Below are 19,571 nucleotides of genomic sequence, written 5' to 3' on the forward strand. Positions count from 1 at the left end.
TTTTGGACAAATAATTGAAATATAATTTAAAGATGCAAATGTTTTGGGTATTATATTTGTGTGTTACGATAAAAAGTAGTACCTTTGCACGCAAATTTGGAAATTTATTAATTTAAAAGGTATGATACGTTTCTTTCAGACCCCACAGAAATCGGTGATTGCCACTGAGGTAAATCACGTACTAAGTGAACAGGAAATCAAGGAATTGAACTGGCTTTATGGTGATGCCGCCATGCTGGATGCAGAGCAACTGGATGGATACTTCGTTGGTCCGCGCCGTGAGATGGTGACACCATGGTCGACAAATGCCGTTGAGATTACACAGAATATGGGCCTCAGCGGCATTTCTCGTATAGAAGAGTATTTTCCCGCTGCCACTAAGGACGCTGAGCACGACGAAATGCTGCAGCGTATGTATAATGGCTTGAATCAGGATATTTTTACTATTAACATTAAGCCAGAGCCTATTAAGTATGTGGATAATCTGGAGGAATATAACGAGCAGGAAGGTCTGGCTCTGAGCCCTGAGGAAATAGAATATCTGCACGGACTGGAGAAGAAGAACGGACGTCCATTGACCGATTCTGAGATCTTCGGTTTTGCGCAGATCAACTCTGAGCACTGCCGTCATAAGATCTTCGGTGGTACATTCATCATCGATGGGCAGGAGATGGAGTCAAGCCTCTTTGCAATGATTAAAAAGACTACACAGGAGAATCCTAACAAGATTCTTTCGGCTTATAAGGATAATGTAGCTTTTGCACAGGGACCTGTGGTTGAGCAGTTCGCTCCAAAGGATCAGAGTACCAGCGACTATTTCCAGGTAAAAGATATCGAGAGTGTTATCTCGCTGAAGGCTGAGACACACAACTTCCCCACAACCGTAGAGCCATTCAATGGTGCCGCTACTGGTACTGGTGGTGAAATCCGCGACCGTATGGGTGGTGGTGTTGGTTCATGGCCTATCGCAGGTACAGCTGTTTATATGACTGCTTATCCACGTCTGACTGACGATGACAAGCTAACACGCGACTGGGAGGATATCCTTCCTGTTCGCCAGTGGCTGTATCAGACACCTGAGCAGATTCTGATTAAGGCTTCGAATGGTGCTTCCGACTTCGGAAATAAGTTCGGTCAGCCACTGATCTGCGGTTCTGTACTTACCTTCGAGCATCAGGAGCCCAATGATACCAAGTATGCTTACGACAAGGTAATCATGCTGGCTGGTGGTGTAGGTTATGGCACTAAGCGCGACTGTCTGAAGAAGGAGCCTCAGAAGGGCAACAAGGTGGTTGTAGTTGGTGGTGATAACTACCGCATCGGTCTTGGTGGTGGTTCTGTATCATCAGTTGATACAGGTCGCTACAGCAACGGTATCGAGTTGAACGCCGTTCAGCGTGCTAACCCTGAGATGCAGAAGCGTGCCTACAATCTGGTTCGTGCCCTCTGTGAGGAGGATGTGAACCCCGTTGTTTCAATACACGACCATGGTTCAGCCGGACACCTCAACTGTCTCTCTGAGCTCGTTGAGGAGTGCGGTGGTGAGATTGATATGACCAAGTTGCCTATCGGCGACAAGACCCTTTCAAGCAAGGAAATCATTGCCAACGAGAGTCAGGAGCGTATGGGTCTGCTCATCGACGAGAAGCATATCGAGCATGTACGTAAGATTGCTGAGCGCGAGCGTGCTCCACTGTATGTAGTTGGTGAGACTACAGGCGATGCTCACTTCTCGTTCAAGCAGGGTGATGGTGTAAAGCCATTCGATCTGGATGTGGCTCAGATGTTTGGTCACTCACCCAAGACTATTATGAAGGATAATACTGTAGAGCGTCACTATAGTGATGTAACCTACAGTCAGGATAAGATTAACGAGTACCTCGACCGTGTGCTCCAGCTGGAGGCTGTGGCTTGTAAGGACTGGTTGACTAACAAGGTCGACCGTTCGGTAACAGGTAAGATTGCACGTCAGCAGTGTCAGGGAGAGATTCAGTTGCCTCTGAGCGACTGTGGCGTTGTAGCCCTCGACTATCGTGGTGTGAAGGGTATCGCCACAGCACTGGGTCATGCACCTCAGGCTGGTCTGGCTGATCCTGCTGCTGGTTCTGTACTTTCTGTAGCTGAGGCTCTCACAAATATCGTATGGGCTCCACTCGCCGAGGGTATGGATTCGCTGAGTCTTTCTGCTAACTGGATGTGGCCTTGCCGCTCTCAGGAGGGTGAGGATGCCCGTCTGTATGCTGGTGTCAAGGCGCTGAGCGATTTCTGCTGCGATCTGCATATCAACGTTCCAACAGGTAAGGATTCATTGTCGCTCTCTCAGCAGTATCCTAACGGCGAGAAGATTATCTCACCAGGAACTGTGATTGTATCTGCTGGTGGTGAGGTTTCTGACATTAAAAAGGTGGTAAGCCCTGTATTGGTTAACGATAAGAAAGCATCACTTTATCATATTGACTTCTCGTTCGACGAGCAGCGCCTTGGTGGTTCTGCTTTCGCTCAGAGCCTGGGTAAGGTAGGCGACGATGTGCCTACTGTAAAGAATGCCGAGTACTTTGCCGATGCCTTCATGGCTGTTCAGGAGATGATTAACCGTGGATGGATTATGGCTGGTCACGATATCTCTGCCGGTGGTTTGATTACCACGCTGCTTGAGATGTGCTTCGCTAACACTGAGGGAGGTATGCACATCAACCTGCACGACATCTGTGCCGATGGCGATGTTGTTAAGGCTCTCTTCGCTGAGAACCCTGGCGTAGTTATTGAGGTAAGCGATGAGTACAAGCAGGAGTTCAAGGACTTCATGGAGGAGCAGGGCATTGGCTATGCTAAGATTGGTTATCCTGTTGAAGATGCCCGCACTATCGTTGTGAAGGCTGGTGATGCAGAGCATACATTCGACATCGATGCTCTCCGTGATACATGGTATAAGACTTCTTACTTGCTCGATCGCAAGCAGAGCTTCAATGGTAAGGCTGCCGAGCGTTTCGCTAACTATAAGAAGCAGCCTATCGAGATGCAGTTTAATAAGGACTTCACTGGTAAGTTGGCTCAGTATGGTATCTCAGCCGATCGCCGTCAGCCTTCAGGTATCAAGGCTGCCATCATACGTGAGAAGGGTACCAACGGTGAGCGCGAAATGGCTTACTGCCTATATCTGGCTGGTTTCGACGTGAAAGATGTGATGATGACCGACCTGATTTCTGGTCGCGAGACTCTCGAGGATATCAACATGATTGTATTCTGCGGTGGTTTCTCTAACTCCGACGTACTTGGTTCGGCTAAGGGTTGGGCTGGTGCCTTCCTCTTCAATCCTAAGGCTAAGGAGGCACTCGATAAGTTCTACGCTCGCGAGGATACCCTCTCATTAGGTATCTGTAACGGTTGTCAGCTGATGGTTGAACTTGGCTTGACTGGTGCTAAGGGTGCTAAGATGCTGCACAACGACTCTCATAAGTTCGAGAGTGAGTTCATCTCGCTGAGCATTCCTCAGAACAACAGCGTGATGTTCGGTTCACTGAGCGGCAACAAGCTCGGTTTGTGGGTTGCTCATGGCGAAGGAAAGTTCTCACTGCCCGAGGCTGAGAGCGCTTACAACGTGATTGCTAAGTACAACTATGCTGGCTATCCCGCTAATCCTAACGGATCCGACTATAATGTAGCTGGTATCTGCTCTGCTGATGGTCGTCATCTCTGCATGATGCCTCACTTGGAGCGAGCCGTATTCCCATGGCAGAACGCCTGGTATCCTGCTGACCGTCGTCAGGATGAGGTTACTCCATGGATTGAGGCCTTCGTCAATGCACGTAAATGGGTGGAGGCTCACAAGTAAGTGAAAAGTTTACAGTGAAAAGTGAATAGTATTTATTGGGAATCATTTAAGACCTTCTTTAAGATTGGCATATTCACCCTTGGCGGTGGATATGCCATGATACCTTTGATAGAGGAAGAGGTAGTGAACAAGAAACAGTGGGTGTCAAAGAACGAGATGCTCGACCTGATAGCCATTGCCCAGAGTTGTCCTGGTGTATTTGCTATCAACATCGCCACCTTTATCGGCTATAAGTTGCGCAAGACGCGTGGCGCCATCTGTACTACACTTGGAACGGCATTGCCTTCGTTCCTGATTATTCTGGCCATAGCCATGTTCTTCAGCCAGTTTAAGGATAATAAGGTGGTGGCAGCTATGTTCCGTGGTATCCGTCCTGCGGTGGTGGCCTTGATTGCTGTACCGACCTTCCGTTTGGGACAGCGGGCTAAACTCAACTGGTACACCATCTGGATTCCTGTGGCTTGCGCCTTGGCTATTTGGGCCCTTGGCATTTCGCCAATCTATATTATTTTGATAGCCGCTGTTGGAGGCTATATCTATGGCAGAATAAATAAGACTTCGTGTAATTCGTGAAATTCGTGGCTGAAATATGATTTTCGTTAGTTTATTTATCACATTCTTCGAGATTGGCCTCTTCGGCTTTGGTGGAGGTTATGGTATGCTTTCACTCATTCAGCACGAAACAGTTGAGGCACATCACTGGCTTTCAACGTCGGAGTTCACAGATATTGTGGCTATCTCACAGATGACACCTGGACCTATCGGTATCAACTCTGCCACGTATTGCGGCTATACGGCTATTCATAATGCTGGTTATGGGCACCTGATGTCCATTCTTGGTTCGGCAACGGCAACCTTTGCTCTTGTTTTGCCATCGTTGGTATTGATGATCTTGATTAGTAAGATGTTCATGAAGTACATGAATACCCCATTGGTACAGTCGATATTCACTGGTCTGCGTCCTGCTGTCGTAGGTTTGTTGGCTGCTGCCACCCTGCTGCTCTGTAACAAGGAGAACTTCTCTTCACCTTATGAGAATCCTTGGCAATTCGGTATCAGTTGTGCGCTCCTTGTTGCCACTGCATTTGGTACCGGCTATCTCAAGATCAACCCTATCCGTATGATTTGCTACGCTGGTTTTGCCGGATTATTGCTTCTTTATTAACGGGCAGTCAGGGCTTGGACTTGTGCGGGCGTCAACTGGCCAGAGTTGATGAACTGCTGCATGATATCATAGAGTGTGTGTTCCATCTGTTCTGTGATGGTATAGTCCCATGTCATTGCCTCTTCTATGCTGACATGTACTCCTCCTTTGTTTTGACTGTTGTCCAAGCAATAGAGTGTAACGTCGGGATGTTCCTCCAGCAAATAGGCAATGCGCCCTTTGAACCGAGGATAGCAATACACGTAATAGTAGTAGCTCATGGCGCGGTTCGACCTGATGAGGCGGTTTATCATGTTCGTAAAGCCGGTCTTCGGATCATTGTGCACAAAGATGATGCTGGCTTTAAAACCGCGGTCTTGCACCATCTTTAGACGTGTCTCAAATGATGGGATACTGATGAAAGCACCATCGTACACCAATCCGGCGCTACTTGCCAACGCCTTTAGGTTTGGATTATTCCGTAAAGCAGTCGATTTGCCTGCAGCTGTCGACCCCATCATAAAAAAGATGGTCTTATTGTTTTCAGCTTCGGCACGATCTATCAGCTTGATGAGTACCAGACTGTCTATCTGCCTGCTTGCCATAATATAATCGGTAACGTTCAATCCGTTGTAGCCTATGCATTTCAATTCCTCACGTACAATGTCTGGGTCAAGAATGTTGTCACTCTTTAATAGATACGAATCTGCTAACGAGTCCAAATGCTCGCCTACCCATTGATAGGCAGCATTACCAGTGATGATATGATGGACAGAATCGGCATTCTCATGAGTATTGGTACTCATGTTTCCTGCCACAGCCCAAACCTGGCAGAAAAGCAGTTGTGCTATAAGGATTTTTCTAAAGATAGATTGCATAGGCATTTGATATTTATTGACTTTCGTCTGCAAATATACAACTTATTTTGATATAAACGAAGAATAACTGTTTTTTTTCGCATATCACCTTAATTGTTTAATAAAACCTAATATAAACAGATGTGGTAATGCAATTATAGAAAAAAGTTCTATTTTTGCATCATATAAACAGACTGAATGATGAAATTACTACTTGTATCAATGGTTTTGGCACTCTTTTCTCAGAGTGTTCATGCACAGGAGGACTTTGTGAAAGGGGCTGATGTGGGATTCCTCACTGGTCAGGAAAAACATGGTGTGAAGTTTCATGACCGTAATGGTAAGGAACGTGACTGTTTAGAACTGCTGAAGAACGATTACCAGATGAAGGCCATCCGCATGCGTGTGTGGGTAAACCCACGTGGCGGCATGAACGATAAGCATGAGTTACTGGCTATGGCTAAGCGTGCCAAAGCGTTGGGGATGGATCTGATGGTGGATTTCCATTACAGCGATTCGTGGGCCGATCCTGCCAAGCAGCCCATCCCCGAGGCTTGGAAAGATCATAGTTTCAAGCAGATGAAGAAGGATCTGCGCGAACATACCATTGATGTGCTTTCGCTACTCAAGGCTAATGGCATAGAGCCACGATGGGTACAGGTTGGTAACGAGACGGCTAACGGTTTACTCTGGCCCATGGGGCATATTGAACAGAATCCCAAACAGTATGCCGGCTTTATCCGTGCTGGTTACGATGCTGTGAAGCAGGTGTTCCCTCACGCGATAGTCATCGTACATCTGGACCGCGGCCACCTGCAGAGTCTTTATGATTATAATCTGGATATCGTGAAAAAGTATGGTGGTAAGTTTGATATGATAGGTATGTCGCTCTATCCTTACTGGGCTATGCAGGATCATCCAGAATTAAATCCTGATGGGATTATTAGTGATTGTATCGCGAATATCCGTCATTGCAGCGAGAAATACGGTTGCGATGTAATGATTGTAGAAACGGGCTTTGAGGTCGACGAACAACATTCTGAAAAGATGGAAGAGGGGCGTAGACAGTTAACGCGTGTGATTCGCGAGGCTCGTCGTGATACCAAGGGGCATTGTCGTGGGGTGTTCTATTGGGAACCACAATGCCTACCTGGTGGCTACAAGCTTGGCGCCTTTAACAGCAACGCCGCACCTACAGCCATCATGGAAGCCTTTGTTGAATAGAATGTAACGTTATTGTGCTACAAAAGTGGTGATACTACGGGGAGGCAATAATTGCTTTCCCGTTGTTTGTCCTATGGGTTTCAGTGTTTCGCCTGATACATCCGAAGTGCGATACATCTGCCATTGGACAGTTTGCTGATTTGACAGGTTGAGGCTGAAATCCTGCATCTGGTTGCTATAGTTGATGACTACAGCCACCCATTTGCCATCGACATTCTGATAGGCAGAACACATCAAGCCATATGGATTGAATTCTGCCGATGAGGATACCTCGTAGCGGGTGGCACCAGGACGGATAAAACGACTGTAGTTGCCCAAAGCCCACATCAGACGAGAGTCAACGGCATAGCCGCTCTTCATATGGTCTGAGGTGTAGACTCGTATGAGTCCATCCTTGTAATCCTCGCCCACAGAACGCCACCACGACCAACTTTCGGCATCGGCAAATACCAAGTCGTGATGAATCACACGTGCTACGTAAAGGGCTGTTTTCATCGAGAAGTCGTAGCCACCGCCGCCACCGATCTCCTCATCATTGCCCATGATACATAATTCTGTCTGCCAGAACTTCAGACCGTATTTAGCGATGGTATCGCGTAGCTGTTCGCGAATCTCTCTCATATAAGGTACTGGGGTGTTTGTCCAATAGCTGTGCCCAACCATCAGCCGAGGCACATTGGGTACATTGCCCAGATAGGTCTTTGTACTGTCTTTCGAGAAGAAGGTGCGTATCTGATAGCCACGCTCCCAGTTCGTCTCGTGAGTTGCTAAGAGACAGCGTAGATCGCTCGACTCATCGACAATAATCTGGGTGGTAAGACCTTGCTTTTTAAATGCCTTTCCGGTTTCACGTATCAGTCGGGCAATCTCTCGGTTGGTGGCAGGCGAACCTTCCTGTTTAGGACCAAGCCAGTTCCAGTGACCATCAGGCTCGTTGACAGGGCAGAGATAATCAAAATGGATGCCATCGTGTTCCTCTATGCCTTTAACGGCTGTTGCCATAAATTTGGCAAAGTCGTCATAACAGTCATCCTTCAGATTGATGGTACCACCTCGTCCGGTATTTGTTGCCAGACCATTCTGCGTGAAATATACGGGGGCAGAATTCATGAAGGCCAGGAAATGGGGTACTCCACGCTGTTGTGCCATCTTCAGGAACTTACGTTGTCCTGGTTGCTTAGTCCAATCGTATGACCCCTCCTTTGTTAAGAAGCACTCCGTACGTGTTCCGGGTTGTATCTGTGAGTCTTTACCCTGTTCGGCACTGCCTGTTCCTAAATTGAAACGCCATACCGAAAGACCGATACCTTTGGGCTTACCCTGGGCATCGTTTTCGAGTGAGAAAAGCCAATCGGCAATCTTCTCTTGCTCTGTTTGATCATCCCAAAGACCGATAAACTGCATCGACCATGCATCAGAAGCACCAAAGTGCAGAATTTTCTGACGTGGCTGACTGACTTCAATCTTAAAGTCTGTTGCGTGACATACAGAGGCCACTGTAGCCAGAGCTAATAACCATTGATATCTCATTTTACAATGTATTTCTTACCATTCTTAATATAAATACCCTTTTGTGGACGGCTTATCAACTGACCATTAAGAGAATAGATTCTATCGTCGTTTCTATTGTTGACTCTTACTTCACTTATGCCAGTTGAGTTGCCAAGGGTTGCAACTACAGTGACCACCGAACGAGCTGGTATTTCCAGATTGGTGGCATCGTTAAGCGATGAAACCAACTGTAAGTCGTGCTCCTTGTCAGTGACATAGGTCTTGATACCATCAATAGACTTGTCTGTCAGAGTAAGTCCAATCTTACGACTGGTGCGATTCATGTTAACCATGACTGTTACTAAAGTCTTTCCATTGGGCGACAACCATGATGAGCCCATTAGTGCGTTCATCTCATCGGCGCCGCTCACGTCAACACGCTGATAGCCGGGACGGATGAAACGACTGTAGTTTCCAAGTACCCAGAGGTTTTTGTCGGCTGTCAAAGTACCTCCTTCTTTTATATCACCATAACTCTCCTCACCAGTGTCGCCCTTGGCATTCATGCGAATCAGGTAGAAACGGTTTTTCTGACTGTATTTCTCTTGTGCGAATGATGTCCAGTACGACCATCCTGACATGTTGCCATAGTTCAGGTCGCAATAGATCAGTTTGCCCATATAGAGGGCGATATCCATTTTGGTTGCAGCTTCGTAGCTGGCAGGAAAACCTGCAGAGGTAGATGGCGCTGTATCAAGCATCGACCACTCTGTCTGTATTACTTCAAGTCCGTACTCGTTGGCGGCATCACGCACTTCTTCACGGATGTTCTTTAAATCTGTGTTGTTAGTGAATGTCCAGTAGCTATGACCTGCTACTACCTTTGCTAACGAGGGTAAGTCACCGATATAAGTCGAACTGCCACTCTTGAAGAAGGCATTAATCTGATTCGAAGCCCTGCCTGTGCCGCTATAGAGCAGATCCCATGAGCTGGCTTCAGGAATTAGGATCTTGGTAGTGAGCTCGCGATCCACAATGCTCTTATTGAGTTCTTTAGCTAACTTGGCGATGTTTGCATTTTCCCATGGTGAACCCTCCTGACCGTCTTTCCATTCAAATCGAGGTTCATTGACTGGGTCAATATAGGTCACGTTGTAACCCTCATCCACGAAATGCTTGGTGGTTGTTGCTAAGAATTCAGCAAAGTCGTCGTAACAGTCATCTTTCAGATTGCACGATAAATCCTGTCCGTTTGTGTTTGCTTTTCCGGTTTTTGTTTGATAAACAGGGGCAGAGTTTGAGAATAGCAGGAAGTGGTCGACACCATAGTCCTTAGCTTGTTTCATGAACCACTGCTGACCATTGCATTTGGTCCAGTCATAGGTGCCGTCCGACTTTAGGTAACACTCTGCTCGTCGTGTCTCGTCGTCGATATTGCTATTGGAACCCTGTTCTGCGGAACCTGCTCCGATGTTGACACGCCAACATGACAGACCGATACCTTCTGGATTGCCATCGCCGTCCATCTGCTGACTGAATAGCCATCGAGCAGCTTTCTCTTTCTCTGTAGTGCTGAAATAGTCACTGATGTACTCTGCTGTCCAACAATCGCTGGCACCAAAGTCTTGGACGGTCTGATAGGTCTTGCTCAGGTCAATCTTGACCTCAGCAGGAGGTAGGGCTTCACCTGCGCCTAATGAGATGTCATCAAAACAATAGGTAGCTTCGCCCCAACCAGAACGTGGGTCACTCCAGTTGCAGCTTAAAACAATATAGATGGTTTTCAGGGTCTTTCCGACAAAGTCTGCCAGATCAATGCTGATACGCTCCCACGTCGCATCGGCAGATAGCTTGCCGATATAGAGTTGATGGGCTTCTTCATAGCCGTTAAAGCCTATACGCATATCCTTGGGTTGAATAGAACGGTAGGCCAGCATTGTGAGAATGCGATTTTCATCACTGATGACTACTGGTTCTTTCAGATCAAGAATGATAAAGTTTTTCTGCCAGTCGGCATCTGCCTTGTTGGTTGCTCCGGCACATTTGTCCGAGGTGTTGAGTCCCGTCTTCGACGGGTTGTCCATCACGGATGGCTTCACAGAGAAGAGACTCCCCTGATAGTCCTTGTTGATTTTCAGATTGCCCGCAGTGCCGTCTTCAAAATCGGCAAGGAGCGTTGTTTGTGCACTGGCGATGACCGACATCATCAGCCCAACCAGAAATATCAGGGAACGTCTCATCTCTTATAAAGCTTTTGTTATATTAGTTATTATTTGTATCCAGGGTTTTGTTTAATGCTACCATTCGACATGGTAATCTCTGAGTTTGGAATGGGGAACAACAGGTCGCGTGTCTCATCGAAGCTAATACCTTTGTCCGAAGCCTCATTCTGGTTCGAGATTTCCCACTCGTCGGTACTCTCAACAGTATTATAACGTACGAAGCTACCATTGGCGCCCATGACGTTGCAGATAGCAGGCTTGCCGTTATCGTCCTTCCAACGACGGAGGTCGAACAGACGGTTGCCTTCCAGAGCCAACTCTAAACGGCGCTCCAAACGGATAGCATCGCGCAGTGACTTGCCAGTAGAAGTAACGGGATCGAGGTTTACACGATCACGTACCTGATTCAGTGCCTTCTGAGCTTCTGTATCATGACCAAGTGCATTCTCCACCTCGGCCTTCATCAGCAGAACATCAGCATAGCGCAGTACACGATAATTCAAAGGAATGTGAGCTGCATCGTATTGCGATGGACGACGGTCAACAGGGATATAGAGTTTCATGTTGGCACGAGCACTCTTATGTTTGCTTGGTGAAATGATATAAGGATTGTCCTCATTCCATGTAGGATCACCAGGCACTTCTGTCTGGCCATGACGCATGATAGTGTACTTCAGGCGGATATCGTCGTCAGCATCTTTGAAGGCCTTCTCCAAATTACTGGTAGGACCGCCCCATGACCATCCTGAGTCATCGCGAGAACCGGTAACAACAGAGAAACGCTCACCAACACCGTAGCGAGTGTCGTCATTGGTCTGGAATTCGAAAAGTCCTTCCTTACTGTTGTTATAGTCCATGCTCCATACCTTAGCAAAGTCGTCGAGTAGCTCATACTCACCGCTGCTGATAACGGCATCAAGCTGTGTCTTGGCCTCATCATACTTCTCTTGGTAGAGATAAACCTTGCCCAACAAACCCTGAGCTGCGCCTTTTGTAGCGCGGCCCATGTCGGCCGCAGCATATTGTGAACGGAGTGGTAGAGCGGCAATCGCATCCTTCAGATCCTGCTCAATAAAAGCATAGGTCTCTGTGTCTGTGGCACGTTCAATGCCCTGAATCTCGCTTGGCATTTTCAGACCATCAATGATGGGCATGCCACCAAAATTGCGGAGCAGATCAAAGTACATGAAGGCACGCAGGAACTTGGCCTCGCCAATCAGACGGTTCTTGTAGCTCTCGTCATTAAATGTTACCTCAGGAATCTTCAAGATGGCAATGTTGCACTGCAAGATGCCTTTCCAACGATACTGGTAGAAATTCTGAACGGCGTTTCCACCCTCGATGGTGTTACCTGTGTAATGCGACAGAGGCTTGTAGTCGCCAGGCTCCTGTGTGGTGTTACCCATCCACTCGTCATCAGTACACATGTCAACCAGTCCATAGTGCTTATAGATCTGCCACCAGTCGTCGCAAGCCAGATAGGCGTAGCAGCCTACCACCTGGTTAGCACATTCATCCTCAGTGGCAAAGTAGTTGTTCATATCCTGCTGTCCCAAAATAGGCTCTTCAAGGAAACTCGAGCAGCTGGTCAGCGTAAGTCCTGCGGCTAATGTCAAGCCAAATAATATCTTTTTCATATCAGTATTCCTTTTAAATAATTAGAAATTGAGGTTTACGCCCAGCAGGAAGGTGCGTGGGTTTGGATAGCCTGTCCAGTCGATACCAGCCTCTGTGACACTACCCATGGCTGCTGTTTCTGGGTCCATGCCGCTGTATCCTGTGATGGTGAAGAGGTTCTGGGCCGACAGAGAAATGCGGGCAGTCATCTTCGGACCAAGGATGTTCTTGGGAAGTGTATAGCCAATCTGGAGTAGCTTCAGACGCATATAGCTACCGTCTTCAACAAAGAAAGTTGAAGGCTTGTTGTGGTTGCCGTTAGCGTCGTTTACAGAGAGGCGGGGAACATCTGTATTGGTGTTGTCTGTGCGCCAGGCCTTATCATATGTGCCGGCAATCACATTCATACCATCGGTACCGAAGTAGCGATCCTTATTCAGATTGTAGATATCGTTGCCGAAGGTTCCATAGAACTGAGCTAGGAAGTCGAAGTTCTTCCATGAAGCATTCAGGTTGATACCCAGCATCAGGTCGGGGAATGGGTTACCGATATATGATTTGTCATTCTCGTCAATCTTGCCGTCGTGGTTGATATCTTTGTAACGGAAATCACCAGGCTGAGCGTTAGGCTGCATCAGTTCACCATACTGACTGGTGTAAGAGCGAACCTCTGTCTCGTTCTGGAAGATGCCATCAACGGTGTAGCCATAGAACTGAGAAATCAGCTGACCGGCCTCGTTGCGGATGATGTTATCGCCATTGTGGCTACCTGTGTAGATATAGTCGCCGTTCAGGGTGATAGCCTTGTTCTTGACGCTTGAGAGGTTTACGCCTACGCCATAGCTGAAATCGCTCACTCTATCCTGCCAGTTGATACCAAGTTCCCAACCGGTAGCGCGCATCTCACCTACATTCTCCCACATCTGACCGTTCCACATGGGGTAGCCCAGCAAGAGCAGGTTATCCTTCTTCATCAGCATGTCGTGGCTGGTTTTGCGGAACCAGTCGGCTGTAACACGCAGACGACTCTGCAGGAAGGCAGCATCGATACCGATGTTGTAATCCTCAACAGTCTCCCACTTCAGCTTCTGGTTACCAATACCGCTCACCTGTGAACCAACTATAATCTGGTCGCCCAGTACATAGCGCATGGTGCCGATGCTGCTCAGATAGGCTGAATTGTCGATATTCTGGTTACCAACCTTACCCCATCCAAGACGGAGCTTCAGGTCGTCAACAATGTTCTGCTTTTTCATGAACTCCTCGCCGGTAATACGCCATGCAGCGCTGACTGCGGGGAAGGTGGCATACTTATTACCTGTAGAGAACTTAGAAGAACCATCGACACGGATCGAAGCTGTCAGATAGTACTTTTCAGCATAGTTATACATCACACGACCGAGATAAGATATCAGACTGGTGTATGAGTTGTAACCGCTGGCATCATCGTCGGCAGTACCTGCACTCACATAGCGCATGGTCTCTACATTCGAAGGAATATCATAGCTGGTTCCGTAGAGATTATAATACTGGAAACGCTCCATGGTATAACCTGCCATCAGATTCAGGTTGTGCTTCTGATTGAAGGTCTTCATGAAGGTCAGTGTATTGGTCCAGTTCCAATCTACATTGTTGGCATAGGTACGAGATGCCTGGTTCCGGTCAGCCTTCTCCAGATTGTCGATAAAGAAGTTGGGTGTGAACGAATCGGCCATATTGAATCGGGCATTCAGACCGAACTGTGTACGGAAAGTCAGTCCCTCAATCGGTGTGATAGCGATATACGGTGTAGCCAGAAGACCATATTCGTCGGCACCTGCATCCAGACGGTACATAGAGGCAACGGGGTTCCACTCCTGATTGTTGTTAGAACGGGCATAGTTGCTGTACTCATTGCTGGTCCACTGCTCTTTAGGCAGCATCACATTGGTAGTGGGGTCCATGCTCATCACTGCACCCATCAAACTTGGGGTGTTGTCCCAGTTCTCATAGCGTGGAGTCAGGTCGATACCGGCCTTTACCATCTTGTTGAAGTTGTACTCCATAGAGAAGCGGGCAGAGAGCTTCTGCCAGTAACCGGTCTTATACTGAGAGTTCTGGCGATAGTAACCAATGTTTGATGAGTAGATGAACTTATCGTTACCGCCAGAGAATCCAATGTTGTAATTCTGCTGGATAGCTGCTTTGTTGAATACCTCGTCCCACCAGTCGGTACTGCCACCTCCCTTGAAAGGAGATACCTGACCGTCGTTGGTGTAACGGGCGTTGTAAACCTTTTCGTATTCTGCGGCATCAGCGATGTCGGGCTTAGAGAGCGTCTGAATACCAACGGTGGCAGAAGCTGTGAACTTTGTTACGCCAGCAGCTCCTTTTTTAGTTGTGATCAGAACCACACCGTTCGAAGCACGAGTACCATAGATGGCACTGGCTGAAGCATCCTTCAGAACCTGCATCGACTCGATGTCATTCTGGTTCAGGAAGTTGATGTTGGTGCCTACGGGCATTCCGTCAACAACGTAAAGAGGGTCAGAACCATTGATGGTCGATACACCGCGGATGATGACGCGTGGGGTGGCTCCTGGACTACCGGCACCAGTTACCTGTACACCGTTTACTTGTCCCTGGAGGGCGTTCATCACGTTACCTGTTGACAATTTCTCCAGTTTCTCGCCCTTAATAGCTGAAATACTGCTGGTCAGGTCGCCTTTCTTGGCTACACCATAACCGATAACTACAACCTCGTTCAGGTCGTTGGTCTCGTCTTTAAGTATCACGTTAATGGTTGTGCGACCATTAACGGCCTGCTCTACAGTCTTGTAGCCGATATATGAAAATACCAGTGTGGCATTCTTGTCGACAGACAGCTGGTAGTTACCGTCATAATCAGTAACTGTACCATTGCCAGCTCCTTTCACTTTTACCGTTGCACCAATAATAGGTTCATTGGTGGCTGTCTCGGTTACTGTACCTTTCACCGTGATGTTCTGTGCCTTCGCAGCCAGTGCAACAACGGCAATTAGCATGGTTAATAAATATCTTTTCATATCGAATAGTCTTTATATTAATAATTAGGTATTACTTCACTGGGATGATACGTGAACGCAACAGATGGTAGTCGAACTCAAAACGATACTTGCCTGTGGCGGGTACCTTTACCTTCTTCATGTTGTCACCACCATTGAGAACATTCTTCTCGTTGTAGTCTGAACCATCAAAACGCCAGAAGGGCTCAGGCCACCAGCCCCACCAGTGGGTCTGTGTGATTGTAAACTCGATGTCATTGCCCTCTTCCCATGTGCTTTCGCGGTAGAGCAGATAGGGGTTCTTTGTGTCCTGATTCAGGATATAAGCACCTGAGTTCTGATTGGTTGTCCAGTTGCCGGCATCATCGGGCAGACCACTACCGGCCAAGCAGATCTGTTCAGGCTGCTCACCACTTCCATCACCGAAGTCGCGATAGGTGGTTCCGTTAAGTGTCATCACATTTGTAGTGGGCACATAGGTGTTAACACTATAGACGCCTGTTACAATATTAAACTTGATTTCATAATATGCTACCTCGCTGAGTTCAATACCAGGAGCCTCTGAACTGTTTGTGAGTAAGGTGTTGTCATCAGGATCAACTCCGAAACAGATAGGCTCAAAGTCGGTCATCTGAGGGATGAAGCGTACCTTTGTACCAGCTTTCTGGTTGTAATAATGTGCTGTGTACTCATATTCGCCAGTATGATCGATGAGCATAGGTACACCGTAGATGTCGCTTGAAAGCTCACGAGCAGTCTCTACGTCTGCAAGATACATCTTCGCAAAATCAGGCATTTCACTGACAGTAATTGTACTGGTGGTCTCAACCATGTTGTTGAATGTGTCATAGGCTTCAACGGTTAGTTCGTAAGAAGTCTTAACAGCAGGGAGCTCATAGACTTTCTTAACCTGGAACTCACTCTGACCATTAGCCTCGATACGGTCGTCGATGTTGAGGTCTGCACATTTAACCTGTACATAAGAGAGTTTCTTGTTGTCAGTAACGGTGCAGTTAAGTTTCAACTTGGGGTTCTGAACAAGTACAGTCAACTCCTTAGAAGGAGCTACGGCAAAAACAGGACTGGTAAAGTCACCATCGCCTGTTACTGTAACGGTAGCAGTCTGCTTGTTGCCTACTACATCCTCTACAGTAATGGTAACTGGGAATGAACTGGCATCAGTCCAGCCGTTGGTGTACTTCTTCTGATAGGTGTACTTCAGCTCATACTCTGTCTGAAGCTGATCGTAGAGTTCGAGCAAATTGATGGTCTTATCGAGCATCATTCCCTCGCTCTTCAGATTGATCGACTTGATACCATCGGCATCTTTAATGGTTCCTTCGATGGTGAATTGTCTTCCTGCTTCGGTCTGAATGCGGTCAGAAGGCAATGAAATCGTTGGAACTTGGTTATCTACAGCAGAATAACCTTCGTCGCTGCTACATGACATCATGCTTCCTAATAGCATAGGTAGAGCAAACGCCATGAGCCAACTTTTCTTGAGATAGTTAGTCATCTTAAACATAATTTTTAGTTTGAATCTTTAAAATATATTGTTAGTTGCTATTGTAGCGATTGTAGTTCTGAATGGCAAAATTAGATAATTTTAATTAAATTAGTGGTCAATAATAGGGCAAATAAGGTAACAAATCGTGCATTGACCGATTTGTGGTGTATTATTTTGCAAATAATTATGTATCTTTGCACCATCACAAATAGAGAAGAAGATGAACAGACTTAGATACCTCATAGGGGTGTACTTGTGGATAGGAATGGCTACTATTTGTCAAAGCGCAGACGTGGTCAAAGTGCTTGGCTATCAGGAGGGCTTGTCGAGCAGCTACGTGGTAGGCATAACACAAGACAAGTTCGGTTTTCTTTGGTTCGCTACCGAAGAGGGACTGAATCGTTTTGATGGTTCTAATTTCCAGACGTTTTATAAATCAACCGGTCTGCCTGGCAATCAGTTGAATTGTGTAGCCGACGATCCAGAACACTCCGTGATGTGGATTGGCTCTCAACGTGACGGACTCTGTGCTTTCGACTACGAGAAGTATCACTTTTCTTATTATGCTCATGATGACAATAATCCTCAGAGTCTGATCACCAATGATATTACCAGCCTCTTTCCTGCTACCGACGGCCAAATGTGGATTTCGACCTATTGGGCAGGTATCGACAGGCTTGACCCTCGAAATGGTACATTTACTCACTTTAATCGTGAGACAGTAAAAGGGTTGGTTAGCGATAAGACGTGGTGCGTGATGGATGATGGTGACGGGCATTTATACATAGGACATGTGGTTGATGGCTTGAGTATTATTGACATCAAGACACGAACCACCTTGTCGCATTTCTATCACTCGAAGGAAAGTGGATCACTATCTGGAAATGATGTTCACTGTATCTTTAAGGATAAAATGGGAAACATATGGGTGGGTACAGACAATGGATTAGACTTGTATGATCCCTTGAACCGGATGTTTATCCATTTTACTGATAACGGGCGATTGAACCGTCGTATCTTCGATATCAAACAGTTTGGCAACCAGCTTTGGTTGGCTACAGAACAGGGCGGTATTGCTATCCTTGATCTCTCCAGACACTTCCTCTCACATGATGGACAGTCGCAGATAAGGTATATTTCCGAGGGTGATAATAGTGATAATTTAAGTGGAAATTCTGTACGTAGTCTCTTTCAGGACCGTTTTGGTAATATCTGGGCAGGCTTGTTTGGGGGTGGTGTCAACGTCATCATGCCCCGTCAGAATCTTTTCAACTGTGTTACCCGTCCGCCTTATCTTAACGAGAAGAGTACCAATGGACGGTCAGTACTTAGTGTGGTACTTGATAACAACCAGAATATATGGGTAGGTACCGATGGAAAAGGCGTGGAAGTTTATGAACACGACGGACAGAAGATCGCCACTTATCAGCAGCATGAGTTGAGTACGGTGCAGGCTGCTGTTCTTGACTCCAAGGGACGGCTCTGGATGGGTAACTTCCGAAATAATGCATACGTGTGGATGCCTCGGGAAAAGACTTTCAAGAAAATATTCTCATCAGATGACATAGATGTACGTACATTCTTCGAGAATCAAAAGGCTGAGGTCATGTTGATTGGCACAGGCGATGGCCTTTATGAGGTAGATATGCATAGTCTTGAAATCAAAGCCAAACACGATTTCAAGTTTCTCAATGATGTACGTGCCATTCAGATGGATACAAACCAAAGACTCTGGATAGGATTCTTTGGTGGAGGCTTGGAGGTTTATGATGCCACCTTCCACCTGCAGAAGCGGTTTAATACTTCAAATAGCTTTCCTTCAAATACCGTCAGTCAGATTCTGAAGGACCGGAAAGGTGGTATGTGGGTTGCCACTGCCGAGGGGTTGGTACACTTCCCTGATGTCAGGAGTTGGCAATATGCCGTTTATTCCGAGGATAATGGGTTGAGGAATGCCAATATCCATGCTATTGTTGAGGATTTTAAAGGCAATATATGGATAAGCACTAATAAAGGTATCAGCTGTAAGCATTTTGCCAGTGAAACAATTTCGAACTATGGTCATAATGAGAGCTTCCTGGACGGTATATTTCTTGGTGGAGCAGTGGCAATCGATGCTGAACAGAATATCTATTTCGGTTCTTCATCCGGTCTCTATCGTTTCTCGCCAGAAGAACTCATGGCCCACATTGAGACACCAGATGTGTTTATCACGGGTATCACCATCTATCAGAATGACGAAGAAAGTACCGAGCATACGTTGACCTTGATAGGGCGGGAGCGTGTATCTATGAACTATCGTGAGAATTATTTCCGTATTCGTTTCAATATCCAGGATTTCTCGTTGGCCGATCGGGTAGAGTATGCCTATCGCATGGAGGGACTTGGTGAGGGCGCATGGCATACTACTGCCGAAAATGATATTACCTTCCGCGACTTGCCGCCAGGCAAATATCAATTGCAGGTACGCTGTCGTTTGCGAAATCAGGAATGGGGAACACGGTATGCCACCCTACAGATTGTGATAGCACCGCCTTTCTGGCTCTCATGGTGGGCATGGACATTCTATGTTTTGTGTGTCGTAGGTCTTGTGCTCTATCTGTTGAATGCCTATAAGCACCGTCTTCGTTTGGAATACTTGCTCCAGTCATAGA

Annotated in this window: 11 protein-coding genes; 5 read left to right on the plus strand and 6 right to left on the minus strand. The window is 46.9% G+C overall.

What is annotated here, in order from left to right; genetic code table 11:
* Window positions 1-121: 121 nt before the first annotated feature.
* Genes purL through T495_RS0103480 form a run of 3 tightly spaced genes read left to right on the plus strand, consistent with a single transcriptional unit; the run spans window position 122 to window position 4,997 of the window.
* Window positions 122-3,832: a phosphoribosylformylglycinamidine synthase gene (gene purL / locus T495_RS0103470; protein ID WP_033147580.1), complete on the plus strand. Its 3,711-nt coding sequence runs from the start codon at window positions 122-124 to the stop codon at window positions 3,830-3,832.
* 30 nt (window positions 3,833-3,862) lie between these two features.
* The gene (locus T495_RS0103475) at window positions 3,863-4,405 is read left to right on the plus strand and encodes a chromate transporter (protein WP_028902903.1); all 543 of its coding nucleotides are present in this window, start codon (window positions 3,863-3,865) and stop codon (window positions 4,403-4,405) included.
* A 16-nt stretch (window positions 4,406-4,421) separates the two neighbouring features.
* Window positions 4,422-4,997, plus strand: a complete 576-nt coding sequence (locus T495_RS0103480) for a chromate transporter (RefSeq protein WP_028902904.1) — start codon at window positions 4,422-4,424, stop codon at window positions 4,995-4,997.
* Here T495_RS0103480 and T495_RS0103485 read toward each other — a convergent pair.
* Window positions 4,994-5,782 (minus strand): hypothetical protein, encoded by a 789-nt coding sequence (locus tag T495_RS0103485; protein WP_155993420.1) that lies wholly within the window; start codon window positions 5,780-5,782, stop codon window positions 4,994-4,996. The genes T495_RS0103480 and T495_RS0103485 overlap by 4 nt on opposite strands.
* Window positions 5,783-6,031: 249 nt before the next feature.
* Here T495_RS0103485 and T495_RS0103490 point away from each other — a divergent pair, with 249 nt between their 5' ends.
* Window positions 6,032-7,057: a glycosyl hydrolase 53 family protein gene (locus T495_RS0103490; protein WP_231495037.1), complete on the plus strand. Its 1,026-nt coding sequence runs from the start codon at window positions 6,032-6,034 to the stop codon at window positions 7,055-7,057.
* 9 nt (window positions 7,058-7,066) lie between these two features.
* Here T495_RS0103490 and T495_RS0103495 read toward each other — a convergent pair whose 3' ends face one another.
* The 5 genes from T495_RS0103495 to T495_RS0103515 are packed head-to-tail and all read right to left on the minus strand — an operon-like array spanning window position 7,067 to window position 16,935.
* Window positions 7,067-8,587, minus strand: coding sequence for a glycoside hydrolase family 30 protein (locus tag T495_RS0103495; protein ID WP_033147582.1), 1,521 nt, complete (start codon window positions 8,585-8,587; stop codon window positions 7,067-7,069).
* Window positions 8,584-10,788 (minus strand): glycoside hydrolase, encoded by a 2,205-nt coding sequence (locus T495_RS0103500; RefSeq protein ID WP_081831993.1) that lies wholly within the window; start codon window positions 10,786-10,788, stop codon window positions 8,584-8,586. Before T495_RS0103500 ends, T495_RS0103495 begins: the two co-directional genes overlap by 4 nt.
* A gap of 29 nt (window positions 10,789-10,817) precedes the next feature.
* Entirely contained in the window at window positions 10,818-12,407 is a 1,590-nt protein-coding gene (locus tag T495_RS0103505) for a RagB/SusD family nutrient uptake outer membrane protein (protein WP_033147583.1), read from the minus strand.
* 21 nt (window positions 12,408-12,428) lie between these two features.
* The gene (locus T495_RS0103510; protein WP_033147584.1) at window positions 12,429-15,431 is read right to left on the minus strand and encodes a TonB-dependent receptor; all 3,003 of its coding nucleotides are present in this window, start codon (window positions 15,429-15,431) and stop codon (window positions 12,429-12,431) included.
* A gap of 31 nt (window positions 15,432-15,462) precedes the next feature.
* Window positions 15,463-16,935, minus strand: a complete 1,473-nt coding sequence (locus tag T495_RS0103515) for a hypothetical protein (RefSeq protein WP_231480181.1) — start codon at window positions 16,933-16,935, stop codon at window positions 15,463-15,465.
* Between the two features lie 202 nt (window positions 16,936-17,137).
* Between T495_RS0103515 and T495_RS16105 the strand changes: the two genes are divergently transcribed.
* Window positions 17,138-19,570, plus strand: a complete 2,433-nt coding sequence (locus T495_RS16105; protein WP_231495038.1) for a two-component regulator propeller domain-containing protein — start codon at window positions 17,138-17,140, stop codon at window positions 19,568-19,570.
* Window position 19,571 lies beyond the last annotated feature (1 nt).

The sequence above is a fragment of the Prevotella sp. P6B1 genome (assembly GCF_000702825.1).
GTDB lineage: Bacteria > Bacteroidota > Bacteroidia > Bacteroidales > Bacteroidaceae > Prevotella.